Here is a 24,835-nt window from a genome sequence, read left to right on the forward strand (position 1 = left end):
TGCCGTGCCTATTTCCGACCGAGCCGGGTCAGCAGTCCACCGGTTGCCAGCCCCACGAGAATTGCACTCGCGACGAGAAGCAGTCCGTAGGACATGATGTTGTCCGACAGCCAGTTCGTTGCGATCAACCGTGCATTCGAGAGTGAAAAGTTTGCAGTCGGCGTGAAGTGGAACCAGTTGACCGGAACAATCACCGGATCTGCTTCGGAAACATCGTGCACGGACACGCGTCCGTCGAGTTGGTTCCACGCCTCGCGTGCCGAAAAGGCCTCCATCCCGGCGGAAAGCTCATCGCCCGTCGCGCCGATCACTGCCGTCCAGGTGCCGGTTTGGGTCGGATCGTTTTCCTGTGCGATGATCATTCCGGCGGTTTTCGGCGGCACATAGATCGCGTCACCTGCCGGCGCAAACCGCAGCATCGGTGCGGAGAGGTCAAAGTTCCGCTTGGCCCAATCCGCCACGGAAGAAAGCTGTCGGCCGAAGAAGTTGTTGCCGTTGCGATCCTGCCAGTCCTGGAGCGTCAATGACGCCCGGTCGGCCGGGACGTGATCGCTGTTCTCACCCCAGCTACCGCGGCTTTTCTGCTCGATGCCGAGATCCGTCAGGATATTGGCTGGAAATTCGGAGATCGCGCCGACAAACAGCGCATTGCGCCCGGCTATACGCGCCGTTGAAATCGTCACCGAGACCGGTATTGCCCGATGTGACGCGGTCGCGATCTTGCCAAGGAAAGTCGCCGCAGATCCGAGGGTCTTTTCATCGATCCGGCCGAGGAACAAAGGAACGGACTCGGTGCCGGTCGAGTAAGGAAAGCCGGTGCCCGACGTAGCGCCGAGATTGGGGACGCGGGCAATGCGGGCGAAATCCGGCATCTCGAACTGTGAAGTACCGAAGAGAGCAAACCGCGTGTTTTCATTCGCAGTGGCGCCCGGCGCGCAGGCCTTGTCCGACGCGGTCAGCAGCGCAGCTTCGAGCGTGATCGTGTTGACCCCAGGCTTGAAGTGACGCAGCGTCAGCTTGATCGGCAGGTGGCGCAGAATGGCGCCTCCGTCCGAGGTGATCGGAACGGTTGAGGCAATATTCCCATTGACGAAGACGTCGATGTGACTGCCAGGCAGAACCTCCGACACATAGGCGGCATCCAGCAGGATGCGCGCTTCGCCATAGGCGTTAGCGTAGAAATCCGCCGGGACGCCGATTGTGAACTCGGTACGGTAAAGCCGCCCGGAAAACTCCTCGCTGCTGACCCCAAGAGAATTGAAATCAATCGATTTCTCGGCAAACAGGAATGGCGTATCGATGCCGCGCCAGCTCGAGGTCGCCAGTGTATCGCGGCGCTGGATGCTGCCGCCATCGGTGGAGGCAACGAAACTGTCGATAAGGCCCTGAAGCGCCGGCCAGCTGGGTCCCGACAGGACCAGAGCGGAGGATCCGTGCCCGGGGTAATCGGTAAAGCTTGCAACGGCTGCACTGGAAGCGGCTGCCGCCAGGTTCGGAAGGATCGGTCGAAGCTCGTCCGGTGTCCCCACGAAGACCGCAAGTTCGCCGGGCCTCAGATCGGGTGTAATGGTTTTCTGGAAGGAAAACGACTGGTTCGGCATGCCGCCCACCAGCGATAGTCCCTGCGCAAGCCGCATCAGAACATCCGTCGCGCCCAGCTGGTCGAGCGCCGGCACAATCAAGCGGAACCGCGTCTTTCCGCTGCCGTCGACGCCGACCGCCCTGACATCGTCCAGTCGGTTGAACCGGTCGCTACGCTCGTCGTCGAACGCCAGGAACGTCCGCTTCGGGTCGATGTCGGTCCAGAGTTCGAACGTGGATTCGACCGTGCAGTCGGTGCGGTGACGCTGATTGGCCGCGAACCGTACCATATTGCCGCCCGCCTTCAGAACGCCCGGCGGTATGTCGAGCACCCGTTCGAACGGCTGGTCGGGCGATGCAATCTTGTCGCCATAGATCTCGACGTCGTTGATCGTCACGGAAAGTCGCGAGGCCTCCGGCGCAACGACGATCGAGTTCTGGTATGTGAGGTGCAGCTTTGCACCCGTCGCCGCCTGCTCCTCGGTCAGGTAGACGGACCAGGAACGCTGCTGGACCTCGCCGTTCAGGCGCAGCGACGGGGCAGGGATGAGGTAGCGCCGCGCCGTTTCGGTCGAAGCCTTGGCTGCCGCCTGAGGAGCAGGGGCCGTTACCGGAGAGGGAGAAGCGGTGGCCGCCGGTGCCGGTGCCGCGGGCGTTTTCGGAGCGGCTGGAATGGGCCGTTGAACCTGTGGCACAGGTGCCGGAGCCGGGGTTTGCGGTGAAGGCGGCGCGGTCGGGGTTACACCTTGGCGGGACCGCTCCGGACCCATGTCGAATGGCGATGATGCGGTGGCCGGCGATTGACCGGGTTGCTGCGCAAGCGACGAGACCGACAGGGCGCCGGTCGATGCCAGCATGGCCGCGACGAAGAGAAGGCGGGGGAAGCGTGTATTGATGATCATGTCGCTCAACCTTCCTTCGTCGTCTGGCTCTTGCCCAGATCCTTCAACAGGTAGCCGAGGCCGCGGGTCGTCTGATAGGCGGCAAGACCCAGGAACCAGATCGTGCCGCGCAAGAGGCCCGGGTTGTAACGTCGCGAGGTCTGGAATTGTGTCCACTGGCTCGAATTGGCGAATATGAGATCGGCGATCAAACGGTGATCGGTGGATTTCTGGGGCATGTAGCGGCACCCCGCCGTTGTCACGTCGCCGACCGTATCGAAATTGCGGATTTCGATCGGCAAGTCGCTGATCGGCAGGTCGCTGAACGGCTGGAACCGGAGCACACCCATGGCACCGTTCGCGATGTCCCTGGCGCCTTCCGTATAGATCTGCAGTGCTGCACCATTGACCGAAACATCCTCGATCGTCGCCGTGAACCAGCGGTCGCCGATCCCGAATTCGCAACGCCGGCTGACGCGGATACGGCGGGACGACTGCTTCTCTCCACGTTCGGAAACGACGCCGAGCGCGCAGCCCGCAATGATGATGTTGAGAAGATTCCAGCCGCCCACGACCAGCGTCACGTCCGCCTTGAACGGCTCGGTATAGACCCGGTAGATGCTGATGAAGAAGGCAATGACGAGAACGCAGAAGATCACGAAGAACGGACGGCTGATCTCCGAAAGTCGGCTGACGGACACGGACTCGTCCTTCGCCGTCACTTTGAAGGTCGGCTTGCGCGGATTGAGCATGACCGAAACGACAGCCGGCAGCAGGTGCACGGTCTGGACGTATTCGTAGAGCTCCGAAATCCACGGCCAGCGGAACGACCCATAGAGGTAGTTCTGCATCAGCATGTTCACGATCATATAGGTCAGCGAGTAGACCAGGAACTCGCCGCCGGACGAGGTGAAGATCTGCAGATCGAAGAACAGATAAAACAGCGGCGCAAACAGGAAGATCGTCCGCGGGAAGGGAAACAGCCAAAATAGCGTCGAGGACATGTAGCAGAGGCGCTGCGGGAAGGAGAGCCCGCGCTTGAGCGGCGGGAAGCGGAACCGCAGGATCTGCATCATCCCTTGCGCCCAGCGCGAGCGCTGGCCGATGAAGCTGGCGAAGGTCGCCGGCTGCAGGCCGGCAATCAGTGGGCGGTCGACATAGATGCTGTGCCAGCCGAGACCGTGCAGATCGAGCGCGGTTTCACAGTCTTCCGTGATGCTGACGCCGCTGAAACCGTTGGAGACTTCGAGCGCCTTGCGATTGAGAACGGCCGCGGAGCCGCAGAAAAAGGCGGCATTCCACTTGTCGAGACCACGCTGGATGATGCCGTAGAACATCTCGTTCTCGCTCGGCATCTTCTCGAATGTGCGCAGGTTGCGCTCGACGGGATCAGGATTGAGGAAGAAGTGCGGTGTCTGCACGAGGAAGAGTTTCGGCTCCTTCTCGAAATAGTGGACGGTTTCCAAGAGGAAGTCGCGCGTCGGAGCGTGATCGGCGTCGAACACGGCAATCAGATCGCCGCTCGAATGGGCAAGCCCGTTGTTGAGATTGCCGGCCTTGGCGTGTTCGTTGCGCTCGCGGGTCAGGTATTTGACGCCGAGGTCTTCGCAAAGCTGGTTGAGGGCCTTGTAGCGCGCATCCGCAGCCCGTGCATCCGCCACGTTGTCGGCGCGGCGCTTCTGCAGCGTGCTGCCGTCATCGAGCAGCCAGACGGTCAACTTGTCGGCCGGGTAATCCATGTTGCGGCAGGCTGCAAGCGTGTTGGCAAGCAGCGTCTCGTCCTCGTTGTAAGACGGCACGAAGACGTCGACGCTCGGAAGCGGTCCTTCCGTGCGGCCATGCGGCTTTCGCGCCGGCAGCGGCATGGCAACGACGAAGAGGCTGAGCGCCAGCATCATCACGCTGTACATCTCGGCCAAGTAGACGAGCATGCCGGGAATGAAGTTCTCCAGCTGGTTCACCGGCGGCAGCGTGCTCGTCGTGCGCCAGTAGACGTAGCGCATCACCATCGCGGTGCCGAAGGCGAGAGCCACGAGACGCCATTTGCCGTCGGCGTTGAGCATCTTGATGATGATCATCACCGTGACGATCAGGACGCTCGCGATCAACTGGGTGCGCGTGTTGATCGGCAGGGTGACCAGGGTCACGATCATGATCGTGGCGAGAACCCACACGATGGCAGAAATAAAAGTACGCATCGCCGGATTACCTTTGCGGTTCGATCGACCGGATTACGGTTGGCAGGATCACGACGGGATTGCCGGCCTGACGCTCAGCGACATACGACATTGGCACCCTCCGCCTGTGTCGAGCAGGAAGGCGAAGGAACCGTGACGCGCGGAGCGGCTGCGGGTGTTGGTGACCTCTGGGACGCAGCAGCGTCCGAGGGCGCTGACGGACTGAGGCCTGCGGGAGAAAGGGCGGAAACGCTGGGGATCCTTGGCCCCACCGGCTGCATGACAGGCTCCATCATGCCGCTGGCGACCGGTGCTACGGCTGGCCGGACCGGCGCGGCAGGGGCTGCGCGGCGGATCATCGGCGCAGCTTGTCGCTGCGGCAGGACCGGAACGATAGCTTCCGTCGAGGCAGGACGCGGGTAGGTCGGAGCGCCGGTTCGTCCGATTTCAGGCGAAAGCGGGCTCGCATCGCCATAGGGATTCCAGCCGAGCGAGTCGACGGAGGCGTTGATAGTGAAATTGTACATGAAGGCGAGAAGCGCCTGCTCCGTCGCGCCGGCCTCGCAGATTCGCACGCGGATCTGGATCGAGCCGTAATTATCGACCGGCGACATCTTCTGCGCCTGCGAGCGGATCTGCTGCCATCCGTAGAGGCAAAGATCGCTGCCCCTGCCGCGCCCGAACGCATAGCCGAACGGGCCATAGCTGTTCTGGACGTAAAATTGCGACCGCACCATCCGTACACCGGGAAACCCGGATGCCATTTCGCGAGCCGTGCCGCTTTGCGAGACCATTTTCGACGTCAGCCGGTTCGAGCTGTAGCTGAACGCGCTCTTCGTGCCGAAGAACTGCGCCTTGATGAAGTTCTGGCCGGGCGTGAGTGCGGATGTGAAGAGCGGAATTTCCTGCTCGATGGCGTTGTCGTAGCGCCGCTCGATGACGCCGACGATACCGGGGCCGGATGGCGGCGGCATGACCATGGCTTCTTCCGCCTGCACGGTCTTCACCAGGGCGCCCGGCTGGATCGGAGCTCCGCCGCAACTTGCCAGGACGAGAGGCAGCAATCCTGCGATGGCAATTGCGAAGCTTCGGCGGTCGCTGCGTACGAACCGGCGAACTTCGGCAAATGATCTTTTCGTCATGGGCACTCGCATATAATGGCGCATCTACTGGACAGTCATCGTCCGATCGCTTCCGTCTCGATTTCCGCTTCCACAAAAGTCTACGCAACGAAGCGAATCGCGAGTCTTGCTTACAATTTGCTAAACAAATCTAAATTGTTCGTTAACCATATCAGCTCATTCTTACACATCATGGCGTTCATGCCATTGATACGCCTCGTTGCGGGGCAACAGGTCGGGGTTAGGATCGGGATCGGAAGTCCATGAAGGTTATGATGATCTCATTGACGGTGGTAGGTATCGCCGCTGTTGGATTCTGGAGCCTCGATAGACAATCCTCCAATGTCGACATGACGCAGCTGACCGGCGCCATCAGTCCCGACGCGCCCGCATGGGCAGACGGTATGCAGCCGCGTCCCAAGACCGAGCGGCTTACGGCTCAACTGCTCTCCTCCGACGAACCTTCCGCGCAGTCTCCGGGTGCAGCAGCGCTTGTGATCACGCAAACGCTGCCGAACGGATCCGCCACCGAACCGGCCGATACGCCTTCCCCGGCGCGTTCGGGCATGCCCTTGATCGCACAGTCCCCGGCCGCATCGTCGCCACCACCCTTGCAGCGTCCCGAAAACTTGACGGCGCAGCGCGGCAACACGCCGCCTCCGGTCGTCGTGGATGAAAGCGCCTTGCGATATTTTGCTGCCCGTGGCGACACGGCACGGCTTCAGGCCGAGATCTCGCGCCTGCGTGCGCTCTATCCGACCTGGTCTCCGCCCGCTGATCCGCTGGCTGTGCGCGCAAGCGGTGATCCACAGCTCGAAAACATGTGGCAACTCTATGCACAGTCGCGCTTTGCCGACGTGCGTAAGGCAATCGCCGACCGTCAGACTGCCGAGAGCGGCTGGCAGGCACCGGACGATCTCCTCGACCGGCTAAAGCTTGCCGAAGCACGTGTCAGCCTGACCGGCGCCTCCGACAGCAAGGATTACGACGTCGTCATCCGCATGGCGGCCGAAAACCCGAGCCTTCTCACCTGCAGCGAAATCGACGTCTTGTGGCGGGTGGCGGAAGCCTTTGCCGAGACCGAGCGACAGGGTCGCGCCCGGGATGCCTATCTCTACGTCCTGGACAATTGCGAGGACACCGCCGCGCGTGTCGCCACGGTGCAGAAGGCAAGTGAACTTCTTCCCTCCACCATGCTGGAAGATCTCCTCGCAAAGGAAAAAACTCCCGCCGGTGGTCAGCCGGAATTCGAGGGTCTGAGAAACGATCTCGCGCGCCGCTTTGTCAACGAAGCCGGCGACGATGCGAAACTGGTCGTCGGCCAGCAGTATGTCACGCGTCTCGAACAACTCGCGGAACGCGAGGGGCTCGCCTCGGACGCGCTGCTGCTGGGCTGGTATGCCTATCGCAGAGACAATCTCGGCGGTGCCGAGCGCTGGTTCCGGCGCGCCTATGGCAAGGAAGAGACGGCCTCCGCTGCTGAGGGGCTGGCGCTCACCCTGGTCCGCCAGAAGTCGCCGCTTGAAGCGGAAAACGTTCTCTATCGTTTCCGGGAAAGTTCCGAAGGCACCAAGGCGGCCTATCTTTCCGCCGTCGCCAATCTTCTTGCACTCGATCCTCCGCCCATGCTGCAGGAAGAGGTTCTGGCCCGCATGGCGCCTGTCGTGATCGCCGCCCGCGATGCCGACGCGGCACAACAGTTCGGCTGGTATGCAAGAGCAATGCGGCAGCTTCGCACGGCCGCCGAGTGGTTCGGGGCAGCACTCGCCTGGAAGCCGGATGACGAGCCCTCCGCCTATGGTCTGGCGCTGACCCGCAACGACCTGGGCGACCGGGCCGGTGTCGCTTCTCTCCAGCGTGCCTGGGGCGGTCGTTCAGAGCGCATTGCAAATCTCGGCAGACCATCTGTAGCGGGCGTCGATGATCGGACAGGTTACCGTCGCCAACCGCCGCTGCCGAGCGTCAGGCCCGAGGATCGCACTGCGGAAGCCTATTCGCAGCAGGACGGACAACCCTATCAGCAACCAGCGCAACGCAGCGTTCAGCAACCCAACCCGCAGCGTGCCGCTGCAACCCGGCAGCCTGTTGCCGTGCAGCCGTCGGTCCGCCAGGCAACCAGATCCGCTCAGGCAAGCTCCGGGCCGCCGTCTCGCGGTTGTGCTCTGACGGAACTCCGCCAGACCAATCCGGACCAGGCACTATCGCGCGGTTGGTGCCTGATGGATCTGAACAGGCCGCTCGAAGCCGTCAAGGCTTTCGAGGTCGCGCAAAACAGTGCTTCCGACGTGGTCCGCTCCGATGCGTCCTATGGTCGAAGCCTTGCCTATCTGCGGGCAGGCCTGACGGATCAGGCATCTGTTGCCGCCGCCGCCGCCAAGCAGACCAACTCCCGCGCCGTGGAGCTTCAGAGCGCCATTCTTGCCAATCGCGCCCAAAGCTCCTTCAACCTCGGTCGCTACCGGGAGGCGCTCATCGCGCTCGATCAGCGCGCCCAGATCACGCCGGAACAGACCGATCTGATGATCCTGCGCGGCTACGCCTATCTCAATGTCGGTCGCAAGCCCGATGCGCGAAGAATTTTTCAGGCTCTTGCATCGACCGGAAGCAAGGACGGCCAACGAGCGCTGGCCGAACTGATCTGGCCGCCGGACAATTGAAACACCGGCACAAGCTGAACTTCCAGATTAGATCCATTTGATTTTACTGAAAGTTTTAAAGCTTTTGGTTGAGCTGTTCTGCGCCTCTGTTTGTTGTCACCTTTGCGGACAGTCGGAGCTATGGCCGGTTTCTGACTTTGCTTGAAAGAGCATTTCACACCGCCCGTGTTAACCTTCGGGCAAGGAATTAACCATACATATTAGATAGACGGCGAATGGGATGTCCCGAGGGCTCCCAACAGGCATGAAGCCGCCAAGCCGTACCGGTCTGAATCCGGTATTTCTCATCGACAGATTACGAAATGCTTCGCGGTATAAGCGTCGCCACCGCAGACAGGTCATAGCCTGTCCCGGCACGCTCCCGCCCGTTTCGGATTTGCCTCGCTGGGCGGCAATACACCAACTCGTCGGGTTGGTCTGACTTTCATGCGGGGACGGTTTTGGTGCAGGACACGCCGACAGAACAGGGGCGACGGAGCCAGGCGGGCAGCCTGAGCGAACGCTTGGCCTTTGCTGGCCTCGACGGGGACCTGCGCGACTTGCTGCGCCGGTGCAGGCCGCAACTCGAACCTCATCTCAAAGCCGGATTGCGCGACTATTTTCACCGGCTGCAGTCCGTTCCCGAGGCTGCCGGTATCTTCGAAAGCGAACAGCAGATCGAACGCCTGCATGACCTCCAGGCGTCTCACTGGAGCGTGCTCAGCGACGCGCGCTTCGATGCACTGTATGCCGAACGGGTCAAACTCCTCGCCGATACCGAAAGCCGCATGGGTCTTGATCCGCGCTGGCACCTTGCCGGTCATTCGGTGATGCTCGAGCATCTGATCACCGGTGCGGTCGCCGGCATGTCATCGCGCTCCATTCTTCCGGCAAGTCGCAAACGCGAACAGGAACTCAACGATCTCGTCAGCGCAATCGTGCGTCTCGTCATGGTCGACGCGGAGATCGCGGTGTCGTTGCGCTTTAACGAATTGCGCCTCAAGCACCAGCGTGCCCTGACCGAGCAGCGCCAGGCCGATCAGGCGCAGGCCGTTGAGACGTTCCTCTCCGTGGTTTCAGCGCTGGCCGATCGCGATCTGACCGCCAAGGTTCCGGACGACATGCCGGACGCCTATCGCGAACTCGGCGACATCCTCAACAGCGCCATCGGCGACCTCCGCACGACATTCGAGACCGTCGGAGAGACCGGAATCCAGGCGGACATGCTGACCGACGCTCTTTCCGAGAGCGCACGCACGTTCGCCAGAACTTCCGAGAACCAGTCCGCCCGCTTGCAAAAGTCCGGCGAAACGCTTTCGTCGATCGCTGCCGGTGTCCGCCAGAGTGCCGTCGGCACGGCCGCCGCCGAAAAGGCGACGGCTGCGACGCGCCGCTCGGCGGAAGACAGCGGCAAGGTCGTCGGCCAGGCAATCAGCGCCATGGCAGATATCGAAGCCTCCGCCGAAAAGATCGGCCAGATCATCGGGACGATCGACGAGATCGCATTCCAGACCAACCTCCTTGCCCTCAATGCCGGCATCGAGGCCGCCCGCGCCGGCGACAGTGGCCGCGGCTTTGCGGTCGTCGCCCAGGAAGTGAGAGCGCTCGCCCAGCGTTCCGCCGAGGCCGCCCGCGAGATCAAGACGCTCGTCAACGGCACCAAGACGCAGGTCGATGCGGGTGTCGAAATGGTTCACCGCACGCAGGGCGCCATCGATGGCATCGTCCAGCAGGTGTCCGCCATCAACGACACGATTGCGGGCATTGCTCGCGATACCGGGGTCCAGGCGGAAGGCCTCGACGTCGTCACGGCACATGTCAGTGATCTCAGCCAGGAAGTCGCATCCAATGCCGTTCTGGCGCGTCGCTCGGGCGAAGGCGCGGACGAATTGCAGACGGTGATCCTGGAGCTTGGACGCACGGTTCGCGAATTCCGGATTGCGCGACAGGGCCGTTACGATGACGACCGCTCAAGGCCGGCTGCACGCCGGCCGGAAATTGCCACCGACATCTCCCCGCGGGCCGCGGCGGAACGCATCGGTTCCTCAGAGACATTTTACTCCAAACGACAAGGAATAAGCTGATGGCGGCCAAGAAAGCCGGTCCGGGAAGTTTGAAACTGTCTTCCGTGCTGGACCTCAACGAGGCGTCCGCGCTGCACGCCAAACTGCTGTCCATGCGCGGTAGCGACATCGTCATCGATGCGTCCGGTGTCGAGCGTCTCGGCGTCCAGTGCGTCCAGGTCCTCGTCGCCGGCGCAAACGCCTGGGATGACGACAAGAAGTCCTTTGCCGTCCAAAAGCCTTCCGATGCCTTCGTCAAGACGATGCAGCTCATCGGCCTCGATACACAGAATTTGGTTGCTAAGGAGATTTAGCGATGAAGAAAAAAGTCCTGACCGTGGACGATTCACGGACGATCCGGAACATGCTTCTGGTCACTCTCAACAACGCCGGTTTCGAAACCATCCAGGCTGAAGACGGCATCGAAGGTCTCGAAGTCCTCGAAGGCTGCAACCCCGATGTGATCGTCACCGACATCAACATGCCGCGCCTCGACGGCTTCGGTTTCATCGAAGGCGTTCGCCGCAACGACAAGTACCGCGCCATCCCGATCCTGGTCCTGACCACGGAAAGCGACGCGGAGAAGAAGAACCGCGCCCGCCAGGCCGGTGCCACGGGTTGGATCGTCAAGCCGTTCGATCCCGCCAAACTGATCGATGCCATCGAGCGTGTAACCGCCTGAGCCAGGAAATCCTCCCATGGATATGAACGAAATCAAAGAGATCTTCTTTCAGGAATGCGAAGAACAGCTCGCTGAACTGGAATCTGGTCTGCTGAAGCTGAACGACGGGGACCGCGACCCCGAAACGGTCAACGCCGTCTTCCGCGCCGTTCATTCCATCAAGGGTGGAGCAGGCGCCTTCGGCCTCGATGACCTCGTGGGCTTTGCCCACGTCTTCGAGACGACGCTCGACTGCGTCCGGTCCAACAAGCTCGAGCCGAACCAGGACGTTCTGAAGGTGATGCTGAAATCGGCCGACGTGCTCGCCGATCTCGTCACCGCGTCCCGTGACGGCGGTGGTGTGGACGAGGCGCGATCACGCGGCCTCGTCAAGGAACTGGAAGCCCTTGCCCATGGCGAAATGCCTTCGGCCCATGCCGAAGTCGCAAAGCCTGCAAAGGCCGAGGCACCGAAGCCGAGCGATGATAGCGGTTTCCAGCCGATCCCTTTCACCTTCGATGGTTTCGACGACGACGTCCCGGCAGCAAAAGGGTCGGTCTACGAGATCGGCTTCAAGCCGCGCCACGATCTCTATGCCAAGGGCAACGAAGCAGCCCTCCTGCTGCGCGACCTGTCCAAGCTCGGCGAGATGAGCGTCGGCTGCGACATGGAGCAGCTGCCGACCCTCGACAAGCTGGATCCGGAAGCCTCCTATTTCAGCTGGAAAATCTCCCTGACGACCGAAAAGACCGAAGCCGATATTCGCTCGGTGTTCGAATTCGCCGAGTGGGACTGTGATCTCGACGTCAAGCTGGCCGCAGCAAAGCCAAGCGACGAAGAACTGCCGATGGTTCCGGTACCATTCGATCTCTCGTCGCTCGACGATGAGCTCGGCTCCGACACGAAGGCTGCCGACGAAGCAGCCGCCGTCGTGGCGACTGAAGCTGCCGCCAACGTCAGCAAGATGGCTGCCGCCGCGGCACGCGTCGAAAAGAAGGAAGCCGCAGCACCCGCGCCGGCTCCGGCCCAGGCCGCTGCCACAGCGGCCGCCGGCCAGACGATCCGCGTCGATCTCGATCGCGTCGATCGCCTGATCAACCTGGTCGGCGAGCTTGTCATCAACCAGGCGATGCTCTCGCAGAGCGTCATCGAAAACGATGCCAGCGGCACCTCCGCCGTCAATATGGGTCTCGAAGAGCTGCAGCAGCTGACGCGCGAGATCCAGGACTCGGTCATGGCGATCCGCGCGCAGCCGGTCAAGCCGGTCTTCCAGCGCATGTCGCGTATCGTCCGCGAAGTCGCAGACATGGTCGGCAAGCAGATCCGTCTGGTCACCGAAGGCGAGAACACCGAAGTCGACAAGACGGTTATCGACAAGATCGCCGAGCCGTTGACCCACATGATCCGAAACGCTGTCGACCACGGCATCGAAAGCCCTGAAAAGCGCGAAGCCGCCGGCAAGGATCCGGAAGGCACGATCAAGCTTTCGGCCAAGCATCGTTCGGGCCGCATCCTGATCGAACTGATCGACGACGGTGGCGGCATCAACCGTGAGCGCGTCAAGCAGAAGGCAATCGACAACGACCTGATTTCGCCGGATGCCAATCTGTCGGACGAGGAAATCGACAACCTCATCTTCGCGCCTGGCTTCTCGACGGCAGACACGATCTCCGACATTTCCGGCCGCGGCGTCGGCATGGATGTGGTCAAACGTTCGATCCAGGCACTTGGCGGCCGTATCTCGATCTCCTCGCGCCCGGGTCTGGGCTCGACCTTCACCATGAGCCTGCCGCTCACGCTCGCCGTCCTCGACGGGATGGTGGTAACGGTTGCCGGCCAGACGCTTGTCGTGCCGTTGACGGCGATCGTGGAGACATTGCAGCCGGAAGCGTCTGCCATCCACTCGTTTGGCGCAACGCAGCGGCTCATCTCGATCCGCAACTCGTTCTGCCCGCTGGTCGATGTCGGCCGCATCCTCAACTTCCGCGCCACACAGGCAAATCCGGTCGAGGGCGTGGCACTTCTGGTCGAATCCGAAGGCGGCGGTCAGCGCGCGCTGATGGTCGATGCCATCCAGGGTCAGCGTCAGGTCGTCATCAAGTCGCTGGAAGCCAACTACACCCATGTTCCGGGCATTGCCGCCGCCACCATCCTTGGTGATGGCCGCGTCGCTCTCATCCTGGATGTGGACGCGGTGGTTGCGGCATCCCGCGGTCAGTCGCTCAGTCCGGAGATGTCGCTCGCTGCGACAGGTTGAACACAATGTCCTACGCTGTGAAAAATCTGACGCAGGCAAGCCGGGAGCTGATCGCTTTCCGGATCGGCGATCAGGAATTCAGCGTCAACATCATGTCTGTCCGCGAAATCCGCGGATGGACGCCGGCAATGCAGCTGCCGCACGCTCCCGCCGATGTGCGCGGCGTGATCAATCTGCGCGGCGCCGTGCTGCCGATCGTCGATCTGTCGGCGCGGCTTGGAATGAAGGATGCCGAACCGACGGCGCGTCACGTCATCATCGTTGCGCAGGTCGGGAAACGGATTGTCGGCCTGCTGGTCGAGGCCGTTTCCGATATCCTTACGATTACAGAAGAGAATATCCAGCCTGTGCCGGAGATTTCCTCCGACCTGGCGAAACAATACGCGAAGGGCATTCTGGCGTTCGATAAGCGGATGATCTGCATGATCGAGCTGGATCATCTCTTCCCCGAGACGTACCTCGAAAAGGAAAGCGAAGCCGCATGATGCCCCTGGGCGCCATAGAAGCCAGACAGTCGCCGGACGAAGTCCTCGCCAGCGGGGAATACCCGTTGACGCGTCGCGACCTGTCGGAGATTGCGGCGATGATCTACGCCGATGCCGGGATCTACCTCAACGATTCCAAGGCGTCGCTCGTCTATTCCCGCTTGTCCAAGCATATCCGCAACCTCGGACTGCGGGGCTTTCGGGAATACTGTACCCTGGTCGCCTCTGTCGAGGGCGCTCCGGCACGCCGGGAGATGCTGTCGCATCTGACGACGAACTTCACCCGTTTCTTTCGAGAGAACCACCACTTCGAGCACCTTCGGGACGAGGTCCTGCCCGGGCTGATCCAGCGTGCCCGCAATGGCGGACGTGTGCGCATATGGTCGGCGGCCTGTTCCGATGGGCAGGAGCCCTATTCGATCGCGCTGACGGTGCTGGGCCTTCTTCCCAACGCTGCCGACTATGATTTCCGCATCTTGGCAACCGATATCGACCCTAAGATCCTGGCTGCCGCGCGGGCAGGAGCCTATGACGAAGGTGCCCTCGAAACTGTTTCCCCGGCCATGCGCAAGCAGTGGTTCCGCGAGGTCGACGTCGGTGGCCGCCGCAAGTTCCAGGTCGATGATCGCGTCAAGAAGCTTATCACCTTCAACGAACTGAACCTGATGGCGCAATGGCCCTTCAAGGGTGGTTTCGACATCATCTTCTGCCGCAACGTCGTGATCTATTTCGACGAACCGACCCAGGTGAAAATCTGGTCGCGCTTCTCCCAGCTTCTTCCGGAGGGCGGCCATCTCTATATCGGCCATTCGGAGCGGGTATCGGGCGAAGCGAAGAACACGTTCGATAATATCGGCATCACGACCTACAAATATATGGGCAAGAATGCCGGGAGGAAGGCATGATCGCACCGGCCAGAGTTCTCGTCGTCGACGATAGCCCGACCATGCGAGGCCTGATCACGGCCGTCCTCAATTCCGATCCCGATGTCAGCGTCGTCGGGCAGGCCAGCGATGCGATGGAAGCGCGTAGCGCCATCAAGCAGCTCAATCCTGATGTCGTGACGCTGGACATCGAGATGCCGAACATGAACGGCCTCGACTTCCTCGAAAAGATCATGCGTCTGCGTCCGATGCCGGTCATCATGGTCTCGACCATGACCCAGCGCGGCGCCGACGCAACGCTTGCCGCGCTCGAAATCGGTGCGTTCGACTGCGTCGGAAAGCCGGTGCCGGGAGACGTTCGCCCGTTCATGGATCTCGCTGAAAAGGTAAAGGCTGCGGCACGCTCTGCACGCCGACAGGTCAGTGCTCCGGTCTCAATGGTCCCGACGCCGGCATCAGATTACCGCAACGGTCGCAAGGTTGTGGCGATCGGATCTTCTACCGGTGGCGTTGAAGCGTTGATCGCAGTGCTGCAAAAGTTTCCGCTGAACTGCCCACCGACTGTAATCACTCAACATATGCCGTCCACGTTTACGAAAAGTTTTGCTGAACGGCTTAATCGTATCTGCGCTCCTGTAGTGCAGGAAGCGACCGATGGTGCGCGTCTCGAGATCGGCAAGATCTATCTCGCGCCTGGTGGCGACCGGCACCTTCAGGTGGTCAATCCGTCGGCGCCATGCTGCCGGCTGGTCGAACGCGATCCGGTGAACGGCCACAGGCCCTCCGTCGATGTCCTGTTTGATTCGGTCGCGGAGTTGGCGGGTCGCAATGCGGTCGGGGCTATCCTGACGGGCATGGGTCGCGACGGGGCTTCGGGACTGTTGAGGATGCGCAGCGCTGGCGCTCGCACGATCGGCCAGAACGAAAAGACATGTGTGGTCTACGGCATGCCGAGGGTCGCCTACGAAATTGGTGCAGTCGAGCAGCAGCTGCCGCTCGGCTCCATCGGAGACGAAATACTGAAACTAACTGCCGCCCGAAAAGAAGGTACCGAATAATGTCCCTCGCTGAAAAAATCAAAGTTCTGATCGTCGACGATCAGGTCACCAGCCGACTGCTGCTCAGCGACGCTCTGACACAGCTCGGTTTCAAGCAGATCACTGCCGCCGGCGATGGTGTGCAGGGCATGAAGATCATGGCCGAGCAGCCGCATCACCTGGTGATCTCGGACTTCAACATGCCGAACATGGACGGTCTGGGCCTGCTGCAGGCAGTGCGCACCAACCCGAATACTAAGAAGGCAGCGTTTATCATTCTGACGGCGCAGGGCGATCGCGCTCTGGTTCAGAAGGCTGCTCAGCTCGGCGCCAACAACGTGCTCGCCAAGCCATTCACAATCGAAAAGATGAAAGCTGCTATCGAGGCGGTGTTCGGAGCCCTTAAATGAACGACCCGGCAGGTGCCAAACGCGTCCATATTATCCAGGGCGAATTCAAGGTCGAAAGCGATCCCAATGTGGTTTTGTCGACGATTCTTGGCTCGTGCGTGGCTGCCTGCCTTCGTGATCCTGTCGCCGGTGTCGGCGGCATGAACCACTTCCTGCTTCCGGGCTCGGGCGGGGCAGCGTCGTCGGGGGGCGACGCGACCCGCTACGGCGTGCACCTGATGGAGTTGTTGATCAACGGTCTCCTGAAAAAGGGTGCCCGTCGTGACCGGCTCGAGGCAAAGATCTTCGGCGGCGCAAAGACGATTGCCAGTTTCTCCAATGTCGGCGAACAGAACGCGGCCTTCGCCGTGGAGTTCCTGCGTGACGAAGGCATTCCGGTGGTGGGGTCCTCGACCGGAGGCGATCACGGCCGCAAGCTGGAATTCTGGCCGGTCAGCGGCCGTGCCCGGCAATATCCTCTCACAGGCGCCGAAACGCAAAAGACGGTTGCGCTGGAGCAGCGTCCTGTCCGTACGCCACCAAAGCCCGTCGAAAGCTCGATCGAATTCTTTTAATTCTTACGCCTGGGTAAAGACGAGGAAATTCATGACTGAAATCACCGCCCCGATACGCGATTCCCTTGAGGAATCTCTGCCCGAGGTACTGATGCGCCTCGTCTCGGAGCTGCACGATGTCGCCTATCTGATCGAGCGTATCGAACCGCAGGTGTTGGAACTGGGCGGCCCGGGCCTGCTTCATTCGCCCGACAGCGTAAAAGTGCTGCAGGGCATCGATCTCGCGGTGCAGAAAACGCGGGGTCTCGCAGAGTTCATCGATACCGTCACCGCGAGCATTCCGAGCGACTGGATGGTGGATCTGTCGACGGCTCTCAGCCTCGTCAAACTTGCCGACATGCAGAAGGCGCTGGCCAACGGGATGCGCCACGGCCACTCCCAGCCGCTTAACAAGGCCGCCGGAGACTTCGATTTCTTCTGACGTCACAGACTGTCTCTGACCCTGCTGCCAGGCCGCGTTGCAATCATCATGCGGCAACCAGACACGACGTTTCGAAACGCTCGCGCAAGCTTCGCTCCCTAGGGTGATGCTGGGCATAGGCTCGAGATGTTATCTGGCGGCGTGGGACAGAATGAATCTGTTATCTCAATTTCCAACAATATTCAAAAATCTGGCCAGTCTTGGCCAGACACGATTGATCGCGCTGGGCGCCGTCGGCGTCGTTTCGATAGCGATCGTTCTGGCCGCTGCCCTTTATGTGAACAAGCCCTCCTATGAGGGACTGTATGTCGGTCTGGAAACAGCCGATCTCAATCAGATCAGCATCGCCCTTGCGGAAGCCAACATGCCCTTTGAGGTTGGCTCTGATGGCGCAAGCATCCAGGTGCCTGTCGGTATGACCGGCAAGGCGCGTCTGATGCTTGCAGAACGCGGCCTGCCCAACAGCGCCAATGCCGGCTACGAGCTGTTTGACAATGTCGGCTCGCTCGGTCTGACCTCCTTCATGCAGGAAGTCACGCGGGTGAGGGCGCTCGAAGGCGAAATCGGCCGTTCGATCCAGCAGATCTCCGGCGTGTCGGCCGCACGCGTCCACATCGTCATGCCTGATGCCGGCAACTTCCGTCGCGGTGAGCAGAAGCCGACGGCGTCCGTGATGATCCGTGCGAACGCATCCGCCGGTCGCAAAGCCGCTGCGTCTATCCGCCATCTCGTCGCCTCGGCCGTCCCGGGCCTCGAAGTCGACGATGTCACGATCCTCGATTCAACCGGCCAGCTTCTCGCCTCGGGCGACGATGGCAGCAACAGCCAGATCAGCCGTTCGCTCGGTGTGGTCCAGTCGGTCCAGCAGGAAATCGAAAACAACATCGACAAGGCGCTGGCACCCTTTCTCGGAATGGATAACTTCCGCTCCAGCGTGACTGCCGCCCTCAACACCGACAGCCAGCAGATCCAGGAAACCGTTTTCGACCCGAACTCCCGCGTTGAACGGTCGGTGCGCTCCACCAAGGAAGCTTCCAAGTCGCAGCAGGCCCAGAACGACAGCGCGACCACGGTCGAGCAGAACGTTCCCCAGGCCGCTCCTCAGGCCGGCGGCGACGGCGCTCCTAAATCCTCCGACCAGTCGGACAAGAAGGAAGAGCAGACCAACTACGAAATCAATCAGAAGACCACGGCGACAGTTCGCAACGGCTATCAGATTGAAAAGATTTCGATCGCCGTCGTCGTCAACAAGGGCCGTATTGCCAAGATGGTGGGCGAGCCCGCGGATCAGGCAAAGGTCGACGCCTATCTTGCCGAAATGCAGAAGATCGTGTCTTCGGCTGCCGGCATCAGCAGCGACCGCGGCGATGTCGTCACACTCACGGCCATGGATTTCGTCGAAACCCAGCTTCTCGACGAGGCCGCTTCGTCTGGTCCGGGTATGATGGAAGTGCTCAACCGTAATATCGGCGGCATCATCAACTCGCTTGCGTTCGTTCTTGTCGCCTTCCTCGTGGTCTGGCTTGGCCTTCGTCCTCTGGTGCGCACCGTCGGTGGCAACACCAGCGTCCCGGCCGGAGAGCTTACCGCCGATGCGGCCGGCCTCGAACTTCCCGACTTCTCACCGGGTGGCGCAAGCCCGGCGCTCATGGATGGCTTCGGCGCCGACTTCGGTTTCGACAGCTCGGACGATCTTATGGGCGGTGCCGACGACGGCGGCTTCAACCGCCGGGTCAAGGAAGGTCCGGAAAAACGTCTCTCCCGCATGGTCGAGATCTCCGAAGAGCGGGCCGCGAAAATCCTGCGCAAGTGGGCGATCGACAAAGCAGCCTAAACTGCCTTCACAAACATATGATCACAACAGGCCGGGCTCGTCCCGGCCTTGCTGCGTGGGCATTGCCATACAGTTGGCGCATTTTAGCCTCATTGATGAAGCCTTTATGGATGGAAGTGGGCAAAATCGGCGCTCGCGGCATAGCATTTCCAAAAGCGATTCCTACAATGGCCCTGATTCGTACGGCAACGTCTAGGCTTTGCACATGTGAAGTCTGATTCGGAATGGACCGGTCACGCCAGGGTATCGGCACCCGGAACTGCCTTAATTCTGGAAGCGGATGCCATACGTCGTTTGAACATACCGGTGTCGCCCTTCGGGGAGAGGAGCCGGTGGGGAGCAGATAACGGTGGAGTTGCCTGAAGCAGAGATGACGATCGACCAGCGCGCGTATCACGATGGACCTGGGTCGAAAATTATCTCCCGTGAACAACTGGTAAGACGGCTTTCGATCTTGTCGAGATCGAACAACGTTCAGGCTATCATGCGGCTGCTCGCAGACTACGTTGGCGCTTCGCATTTTCTTCTCGCCCGCTACGACCTCGTCCAGGAACACGGTCTCGATTTCATCGTAACCTCCAACTGGCCATTCGATCTCGTCCGACGGCTCGGGGCGGATCTGGCGAGTGGTTATGCGCGTTCGACGGAACTCGAAAAGTGTCTGTCGCTGCTGACCCCGAGCTTCGCGCTCCTGCCCGATGACATCACGCCGCCGGACGACATCAGCCGCCAATACTGTTCGCTGACATTCTGCGTCGGCAAAACCCGTTTCTCTCTGATGCTGCTTTTCCTGGAAGGCATCATCCTGTCACAGGAAAGACTTCGCGAAGTCGGACTGTTTGCATCCTATGGCGCAAGCTTTGCCGAGGCGCGCGATGCCAAGGCTGAACGCGACTTCGAACTGACGGAACGCGAGCTGGAATGCCTGTTCTGGATCGCCGAGGGGAAGACCAGCGATGAGATAGCGGTGATCCTCGGGATCTCCCGCAATACGATCAACAACTACATCACCAGCGTGATGCGTAAGACGGCAACCAAAACGCGGTCGGAAGCGATCGCTTATGCCGTACGCAACAATCTGGTTTAGGAAGGCTTGGGGCAACAATGGGCTTTTCCCGCGGTGGAACGTCAGATGGACCGGGCAGCATCCAGTATCTGCGTCTTCAGCGTGCCTCCAGTCGTTCTGACATATTTCCCAAACTCGTCGCAATGCAGAGGAACCTCAAGGCGCGGCACTTTGCTGTGTTTCGTGTTACCGGCGCCGGGCTTCCCAACAAGCGCAAGCTGGTCTGCGAGCTGGACAACTGGGGCGCCGGAAGCGGGGAGCATCAGGGCGTACTCGTGAGCTCCTACGGCGATATGTTTCTCGATCATATCGAAATGTCGATCCTGCCGATCGTGTGGACCGGCACGGAAAAAGGGGCCTATAGCGAGGCCGGCGATTTTTCCTCGCTCGTGCGCAAGATCGACGACCGGATCATGCCATCGTCAGGAATTGCATTCCCGGTGCGGTTGGGTGCTCTCGGGAATGGCTACGTCACGTTTTTGTCGGGCTCGCTGGAGCTGGGCAGCAATCTGATCATCGACCAGCACGTCAGAAGTTGTCAGGTCATGATGGACCTTCTGGCACTCGATGAGCGTCGAAGCGTGCCGGCCGAATCCTTGAGCGAACGGGAAGTGGCGTGTCTTCAACTGGCCGGCGACGGTCGTATCAGCGAAGAGATCGCCGAGAAGCTTGGCCTCTCCGTTCATACCGTCAACGCCTATCTCGGCTCCGCGACGATCAAGCTCAATTCCGTGAACCGCATCCAGGCGATCGCCAAGGCGATCCGCCTCGGCTACATCCACTAAAGTCTCTATTTCGATGAAAGCTGGGCGACGGCAAGCAGCGTATCGGAGCTGATGCGTGTCGTGCCGGTGGTTGTGAGCAGCGTCAGCGCCGGCGATGTCGTCGAACTGTTCTCGGAATCGTAGAGCGCCGTGTATTGCTTGATCAACTTGGTCACGTAGTCCGGATCCTGAAGCTTCGAGATGTCGACGTATTTCTCGATCATGCTCGCCTGCTGATCCGTATCCATGTTGGATATGTAGTCGGACATGCTGAACGTCGTCTTGAAGAACTCGAACAGCGCCGTGTCGCCAAGGATCGTATAGGCGCTCGTAACGTCCGCCGCCTTGCGCTCGAAATACAGCGCCAGCCGCACGCCCTCGTTGGATTCCCCCTCCTGCTCTTCAAGCGTCTGTTGCTTGTAGTTATTGACGGTCGCCAGCACGTCGCCGCGCTGCTGGATCGTGCCCACGGGCTGGGCAGAAAGGTTGCCTTCGCTATCGAAGTTGAACGATGCGACGATCTCAGCAAATACGCCGTTGGCAAGACTGTTCACATAGCTTTTGGGATTGTCGAGATCGGACGAGAACATGTTCTTCAGCTCGTCCTTGGTGACCGATTTGGGATCGATCCCCTTCGATTCGAGCACGAAGGACACCAGGCGGTCGTCGGCAATAAGCTCGGCGGCCGTGGTGATCGTCTGCATCTGGGTATTGTAGTAGTCGATCTCCTTGTCGGCAGCTTCCTCCGCCTTCTCGCGAGCGCTGCCCTTGAGAAGTTTGAGCTGTTCCGTCTTGTAGTCTGTCGCGAAATTGCTGATGACGCTGGCTGACTGGACGAGGAGAGGCGTGTCGATATCGCCTTCCGCGTCGAAGTTGAACGCCTTGACCAGATTGACGTACCGGTCGTCTTTCAGCTGGTTGACATAGCTCTTCGGGTCGTTCGGATCACTTGCAAGAATATCCTTGAGCCGGCTCTTGCTGACATCGGCCGGATCGATCCCATAGGCGCGCAGCGCGACGTCCCAGATCTCCGTCACATCGTCATTGGTATCGTCGTCGTCGTCTTTATTCGAACTTAGAAAGTCATCGACGCTTTTCACCTCGGCGATGCGCGTCTGATAGTTGGTGACCGCATTGGTGACCGCATCTTCCTGGTTGGCCTTGAAGGCCGTCTGGTAGGAGGTGCTGGTAGACGCCAGCTGGGTCTGGTTCTGAGCGGTCTCGCCAGTGGCGATCGAACCGTCGCTCTGGAAATTGAACATCGCCTTGACGCCCGTATAGCCAAGCGTCGCTGCAGCCGAATCGCTGGTCAGCAGCGACCGGATCGTGGAGGTGAACTGCACTTTGACGCTGAAGGCCGTGGTCAGATACTCGACCATCCGCGGGTCGTCGACCAACTCGTCGACACTGGTCATCGAGGCAATATTGGTTTCCCAATAGGTCTGGTTGGCGGCCGCGAGCGTATCGGATGGGAACGTCGATTTGTTGTAGACGTAATCGAGCCTCAGCGATTCGATCTGGCCGCTCGTCTGGGCGCTGTCGCCGCCTGCGACCGTGCCGTCAGCCTGGAAGTTGAACGCTTCGGCAAGCGCCACGAACTTGTCGCTGCCGGTCTGGTTGGCAAAGCTGTTCGGGTCTTCGAGATCGCTGGTCAACACCTGCTTCAGATAGCTGGTGGACGTGTACTTGGCATCGAGCCCGAATGAGTCGAGCACATATGTCTTCAGCCGGCTGTTCGACAGGAGGTCGTCGACATCGGTGATATTAGCGATGGCCTTGCTGTAATAGTCGACCTCGGACTGGATATCCTTTTCTTCCTGATCGAAGGAATCCTGATACGCCTTGACGAGATTATCTTCCTGAACCGAAGTCTGCGCCTCGGCGGTCTTCGTGCCGAAGTTGAAAGCCGCCGCCATGGTCGCATAGCGCTTGTCGGTCAGCGAATTGGCAAAGCTTGCGGTATCGCTGAGATCGCTCTCCAGGACCTTCTTCATGAAGGCCTTTCCGTAGGTCATTTCCTCAAGGCCATAGGCCTTCATCGCATAGGAATACAGTCGATAGTCATCGACGAATTCGTCGGCTGTCGTCACCTTGTCGATATTGGCTTCGTAATATTCGGTATCGCGAGCGACCGTGCCCTGGTTGGCGACGCGGTCAAGCGACGACTTCATGTCGCGGTTGACGATCAGGTAGCTCGTATAGGTCGACAGCGTCGTCGAAGTCATGGTCTTCACCCTTAAAGATCGGGCTTCATTCCCGGGCATCGCCGCTTGATTCGGCAGTCAAATGCCGAATCAAGCATATGTACCAGAGACCCGGTTAAGCGGAGCTTTACGATCCGCGGTACGACGCCTTTTAGTTCGCCGTGGCGGCCATGCCGGCCAAACCGCGCATGGACGGTACGAAGGCTGCGTCCTGAAGACTGCGCTCGAGAAACCGGGTGTTCTCGTCAGGATTGGCCGAGGGCGAAAGGAAGCTGATGTAGTTGATTTCGACGCTCGCCTTTTCGGCCTGAAGCGTCAGCTGAGCATGGATCGTCACGCCACGCGGCTTGATCTCCAGGTCCAGCGTGACCGATGGGTGCGTATCCCAGTCGAGATGATAGTCGCCACCGACGCCGAAATTCACGGTGCCGGGATGGAAATACAGCTCGGCCGCCGAAGAGACGAGGTCCGAGATATTGGCATGATACTCAAGCCGCAAAAGCGAAATGAGATCGGCCGCATCGATGAGCCGTAATTCGGATGCAAGCGGGCCGATGGCCTTTGCGAGAATTTCTTCACGTACGGCGGAATAGGAGCATTTTTTCATTCTGTCAGCGCATCCGTTTGTTCTGACGACGTCCCGCATAGATCCGATGGATCAGTTCAGCGACCGCCTTATAAAAAACCGATGGGATGACGCTATCAACCGAGACTTGCGCAAACATGGAACGGGCGAGGGGTGGGTCTTCAAAAATCGGTATTCCGTGCTCCTGAGCAATTTCGCGGATTCGCATCGCAATCAGGTCCTGGCCCTTGGCAACCACGACCGGAGCTTCCGATTCCTGCGCGACATACCGCAATGCGATCGCATAATGGGTCGGGTTGGTAATGATCAGTGTGGCGCGCGGAACGCTGTTGATCATGCGCCGCCGGGCGCGATCACGGGCAATCGAACGCTGCCGGGCCTTGACGAAAGGGTCGCCCTGCGACTGCTTCATCTCGTCCTTGATTTCCTGCTTGGTCATCCGAAGCTCGGTAAACCAGTGGAAACGCGTCCAGGCGATATCCAGTGCTGCAACCAGAAACGTGCAGGCCAGAACGACGATGATCATCTTCTTGATGATTCGTGCCAGAATCGGAAAAAGCGTCTGCGGGTCGGAAAAGATCGAATCGAGCAGTTTGAAATACTCGTTGCGCAGCGACAGGTACATGATGATGCCGGCGGCGACGATCTTGATCAGCGATTTGCCGAAATGGACCATGCCCTGCATCGAGAAAAGCCGCTTGAACCCGGACATCGGCGAGATCCGGTTCCACTGCGGCCTGATTCGTTCGAGAATGAACGACGGCATGTGCTGACCTGCCGACGCCAGCAACCCGAAGCCCATGAACAGGACGGCTGCCGGAAGCATGAAATAGGCGCTCTGAAGCAGCACATAGGCGCAGAGCGACACCAGGTCCGCGCTCGAATCGATGCGCCACTGTTCGGGGCGTTCGACCAGATCTTTAAGAACCTCAGCCAGATGAGCGGTATTTTGCGGCAGGAAGAAGATCAGGTAGATGTAGAAGGCAAGCGTCGAGGCGAAGATCGCCACCTCGGACGAGATCGCGATGTTGCCCTTGTCCATCGCGTCCTGGATTTTTTTACCAGTCGGGTCTTCGGTTTTGCTGTCTTTATCCTGATCGTCGGACAAGAGCCAACTCCTGCTTCATCGGCAGCAAGCTTAGCAGAAGCACGGCGCGGTGGCATCTGTCCGCCCGTGCCGAGCCGCAAGGTTTACCGGTTTCTCACAGATGCT

Annotated in this window: 20 protein-coding genes; 14 read left to right on the plus strand and 6 right to left on the minus strand. The window is 60.2% G+C overall.

Annotation, left to right across the window (positions count from 1 at the left end):
* Window positions 1-8 precede the first annotated feature (8 nt).
* The 3 genes from ASF70_RS08695 to bcsN form a co-directional block, all read right to left on the minus strand.
* A complete protein-coding gene (locus ASF70_RS08695; RefSeq protein ID WP_062579072.1) occupies window positions 9-2,483 on the minus strand; it encodes a cellulose biosynthesis cyclic di-GMP-binding regulatory protein BcsB in 2,475 nt (824 codons plus the stop codon).
* Window positions 2,484-2,488: 5 nt separating this feature from the next.
* The gene (gene bcsA / locus ASF70_RS08700) at window positions 2,489-4,660 is read right to left on the minus strand and encodes a UDP-forming cellulose synthase catalytic subunit (RefSeq protein WP_062453845.1); all 2,172 of its coding nucleotides are present in this window, start codon (window positions 4,658-4,660) and stop codon (window positions 2,489-2,491) included.
* Between the two features lie 74 nt (window positions 4,661-4,734).
* Window positions 4,735-5,781: a cellulose biosynthesis protein BcsN gene (bcsN, locus tag ASF70_RS08705; protein WP_162237962.1), complete on the minus strand. Its 1,047-nt coding sequence runs from the start codon at window positions 5,779-5,781 to the stop codon at window positions 4,735-4,737.
* Window positions 5,782-6,032: 251 nt separating this feature from the next.
* On the opposite strand from bcsN, the gene ASF70_RS08710 reads away from it, so the two are divergent.
* From ASF70_RS08710 to ASF70_RS08775, 14 genes are all read left to right on the plus strand, one after another.
* Window positions 6,033-8,417, plus strand: a complete 2,385-nt coding sequence (locus tag ASF70_RS08710; protein WP_162237963.1) for a tetratricopeptide repeat protein — start codon at window positions 6,033-6,035, stop codon at window positions 8,415-8,417.
* 440 nt (window positions 8,418-8,857) lie between these two features.
* A complete protein-coding gene (locus ASF70_RS08715) occupies window positions 8,858-10,480 on the plus strand; it encodes a globin-coupled sensor protein (RefSeq protein WP_082471831.1) in 1,623 nt (540 codons plus the stop codon).
* On the plus strand, window positions 10,480-10,773 hold the full coding sequence (locus tag ASF70_RS08720; protein ID WP_062453840.1) for an STAS domain-containing protein: 294 nt from the start codon (window positions 10,480-10,482) through the stop codon (window positions 10,771-10,773). Before ASF70_RS08715 ends, ASF70_RS08720 begins: the two co-directional genes overlap by 1 nt.
* A gap of 2 nt (window positions 10,774-10,775) precedes the next feature.
* Entirely contained in the window at window positions 10,776-11,141 is a 366-nt protein-coding gene (gene cheY1, locus ASF70_RS08725; protein WP_062453839.1) for a chemotaxis response regulator CheY1, read from the plus strand.
* 16 nt (window positions 11,142-11,157) lie between these two features.
* Window positions 11,158-13,377 carry a chemotaxis protein CheA gene (locus ASF70_RS08730; protein ID WP_062453838.1) on the plus strand — a complete coding sequence of 740 codons (2,220 nt, stop codon included), beginning with the start codon at window positions 11,158-11,160 and terminating at the stop codon, window positions 13,375-13,377.
* A 5-nt stretch (window positions 13,378-13,382) separates the two neighbouring features.
* Window positions 13,383-13,862, plus strand: coding sequence for a chemotaxis protein CheW (locus ASF70_RS08735; protein ID WP_062453837.1), 480 nt, complete (start codon window positions 13,383-13,385; stop codon window positions 13,860-13,862).
* Window positions 13,859-14,767: a protein-glutamate O-methyltransferase CheR gene (gene cheR / locus ASF70_RS08740; RefSeq protein WP_062453836.1), complete on the plus strand. Its 909-nt coding sequence runs from the start codon at window positions 13,859-13,861 to the stop codon at window positions 14,765-14,767. Before ASF70_RS08735 ends, cheR begins: the two co-directional genes overlap by 4 nt.
* Complete coding sequence (gene cheB / locus ASF70_RS08745; RefSeq protein WP_062453835.1) at window positions 14,764-15,804, plus strand: protein-glutamate O-methylesterase CheB; 1,041 nt, start codon at window positions 14,764-14,766, stop codon at window positions 15,802-15,804. The genes cheR and cheB overlap by 4 nt, the downstream gene beginning before the upstream one ends.
* Window positions 15,804-16,193 carry a response regulator gene (locus ASF70_RS08750; protein ID WP_062453834.1) on the plus strand — a complete coding sequence of 130 codons (390 nt, stop codon included), beginning with the start codon at window positions 15,804-15,806 and terminating at the stop codon, window positions 16,191-16,193. Before cheB ends, ASF70_RS08750 begins: the two co-directional genes overlap by 1 nt.
* The gene (gene cheD / locus ASF70_RS08755) at window positions 16,190-16,747 is read left to right on the plus strand and encodes a chemoreceptor glutamine deamidase CheD (RefSeq protein ID WP_062453833.1); all 558 of its coding nucleotides are present in this window, start codon (window positions 16,190-16,192) and stop codon (window positions 16,745-16,747) included. Before ASF70_RS08750 ends, cheD begins: the two co-directional genes overlap by 4 nt.
* A 31-nt stretch (window positions 16,748-16,778) precedes the next feature.
* Window positions 16,779-17,168, plus strand: coding sequence for a hypothetical protein (locus tag ASF70_RS08760; RefSeq protein ID WP_062453832.1), 390 nt, complete (start codon window positions 16,779-16,781; stop codon window positions 17,166-17,168).
* 151 nt (window positions 17,169-17,319) lie between these two features.
* Window positions 17,320-19,002: a flagellar basal-body MS-ring/collar protein FliF gene (gene fliF / locus ASF70_RS08765; protein ID WP_062579079.1), complete on the plus strand. Its 1,683-nt coding sequence runs from the start codon at window positions 17,320-17,322 to the stop codon at window positions 19,000-19,002.
* Between the two features lie 370 nt (window positions 19,003-19,372).
* Window positions 19,373-20,089, plus strand: a complete 717-nt coding sequence (locus tag ASF70_RS08770) for a helix-turn-helix transcriptional regulator (RefSeq protein ID WP_082471832.1) — start codon at window positions 19,373-19,375, stop codon at window positions 20,087-20,089.
* Between the two features lie 17 nt (window positions 20,090-20,106).
* Complete coding sequence (locus tag ASF70_RS08775) at window positions 20,107-20,853, plus strand: helix-turn-helix transcriptional regulator (RefSeq protein WP_062453829.1); 747 nt, start codon at window positions 20,107-20,109, stop codon at window positions 20,851-20,853.
* A gap of 5 nt (window positions 20,854-20,858) precedes the next feature.
* Here the strand turns inward: ASF70_RS08775 and ASF70_RS08780 are convergent, their stop codons facing one another.
* From ASF70_RS08780 to flhB, 3 genes are all read right to left on the minus strand, one after another.
* Window positions 20,859-23,057, minus strand: coding sequence for a DUF1217 domain-containing protein (locus ASF70_RS08780; RefSeq protein WP_062579082.1), 2,199 nt, complete (start codon window positions 23,055-23,057; stop codon window positions 20,859-20,861).
* Window positions 23,058-23,187: 130 nt separating this feature from the next.
* Window positions 23,188-23,643 carry a hypothetical protein gene (locus ASF70_RS08785; RefSeq protein WP_062453827.1) on the minus strand — a complete coding sequence of 152 codons (456 nt, stop codon included), beginning with the start codon at window positions 23,641-23,643 and terminating at the stop codon, window positions 23,188-23,190.
* 4 nt (window positions 23,644-23,647) lie between these two features.
* Window positions 23,648-24,730: a flagellar biosynthesis protein FlhB gene (gene flhB / locus ASF70_RS08790; protein ID WP_062453826.1), complete on the minus strand. Its 1,083-nt coding sequence runs from the start codon at window positions 24,728-24,730 to the stop codon at window positions 23,648-23,650.
* Window positions 24,731-24,835: the final 105 nt, after the last annotated feature.

The organism is Rhizobium sp. Leaf321, from assembly GCF_001423215.1.
GTDB classification, from domain to species: domain Bacteria; phylum Pseudomonadota; class Alphaproteobacteria; order Rhizobiales; family Rhizobiaceae; genus Neorhizobium; species Neorhizobium soli.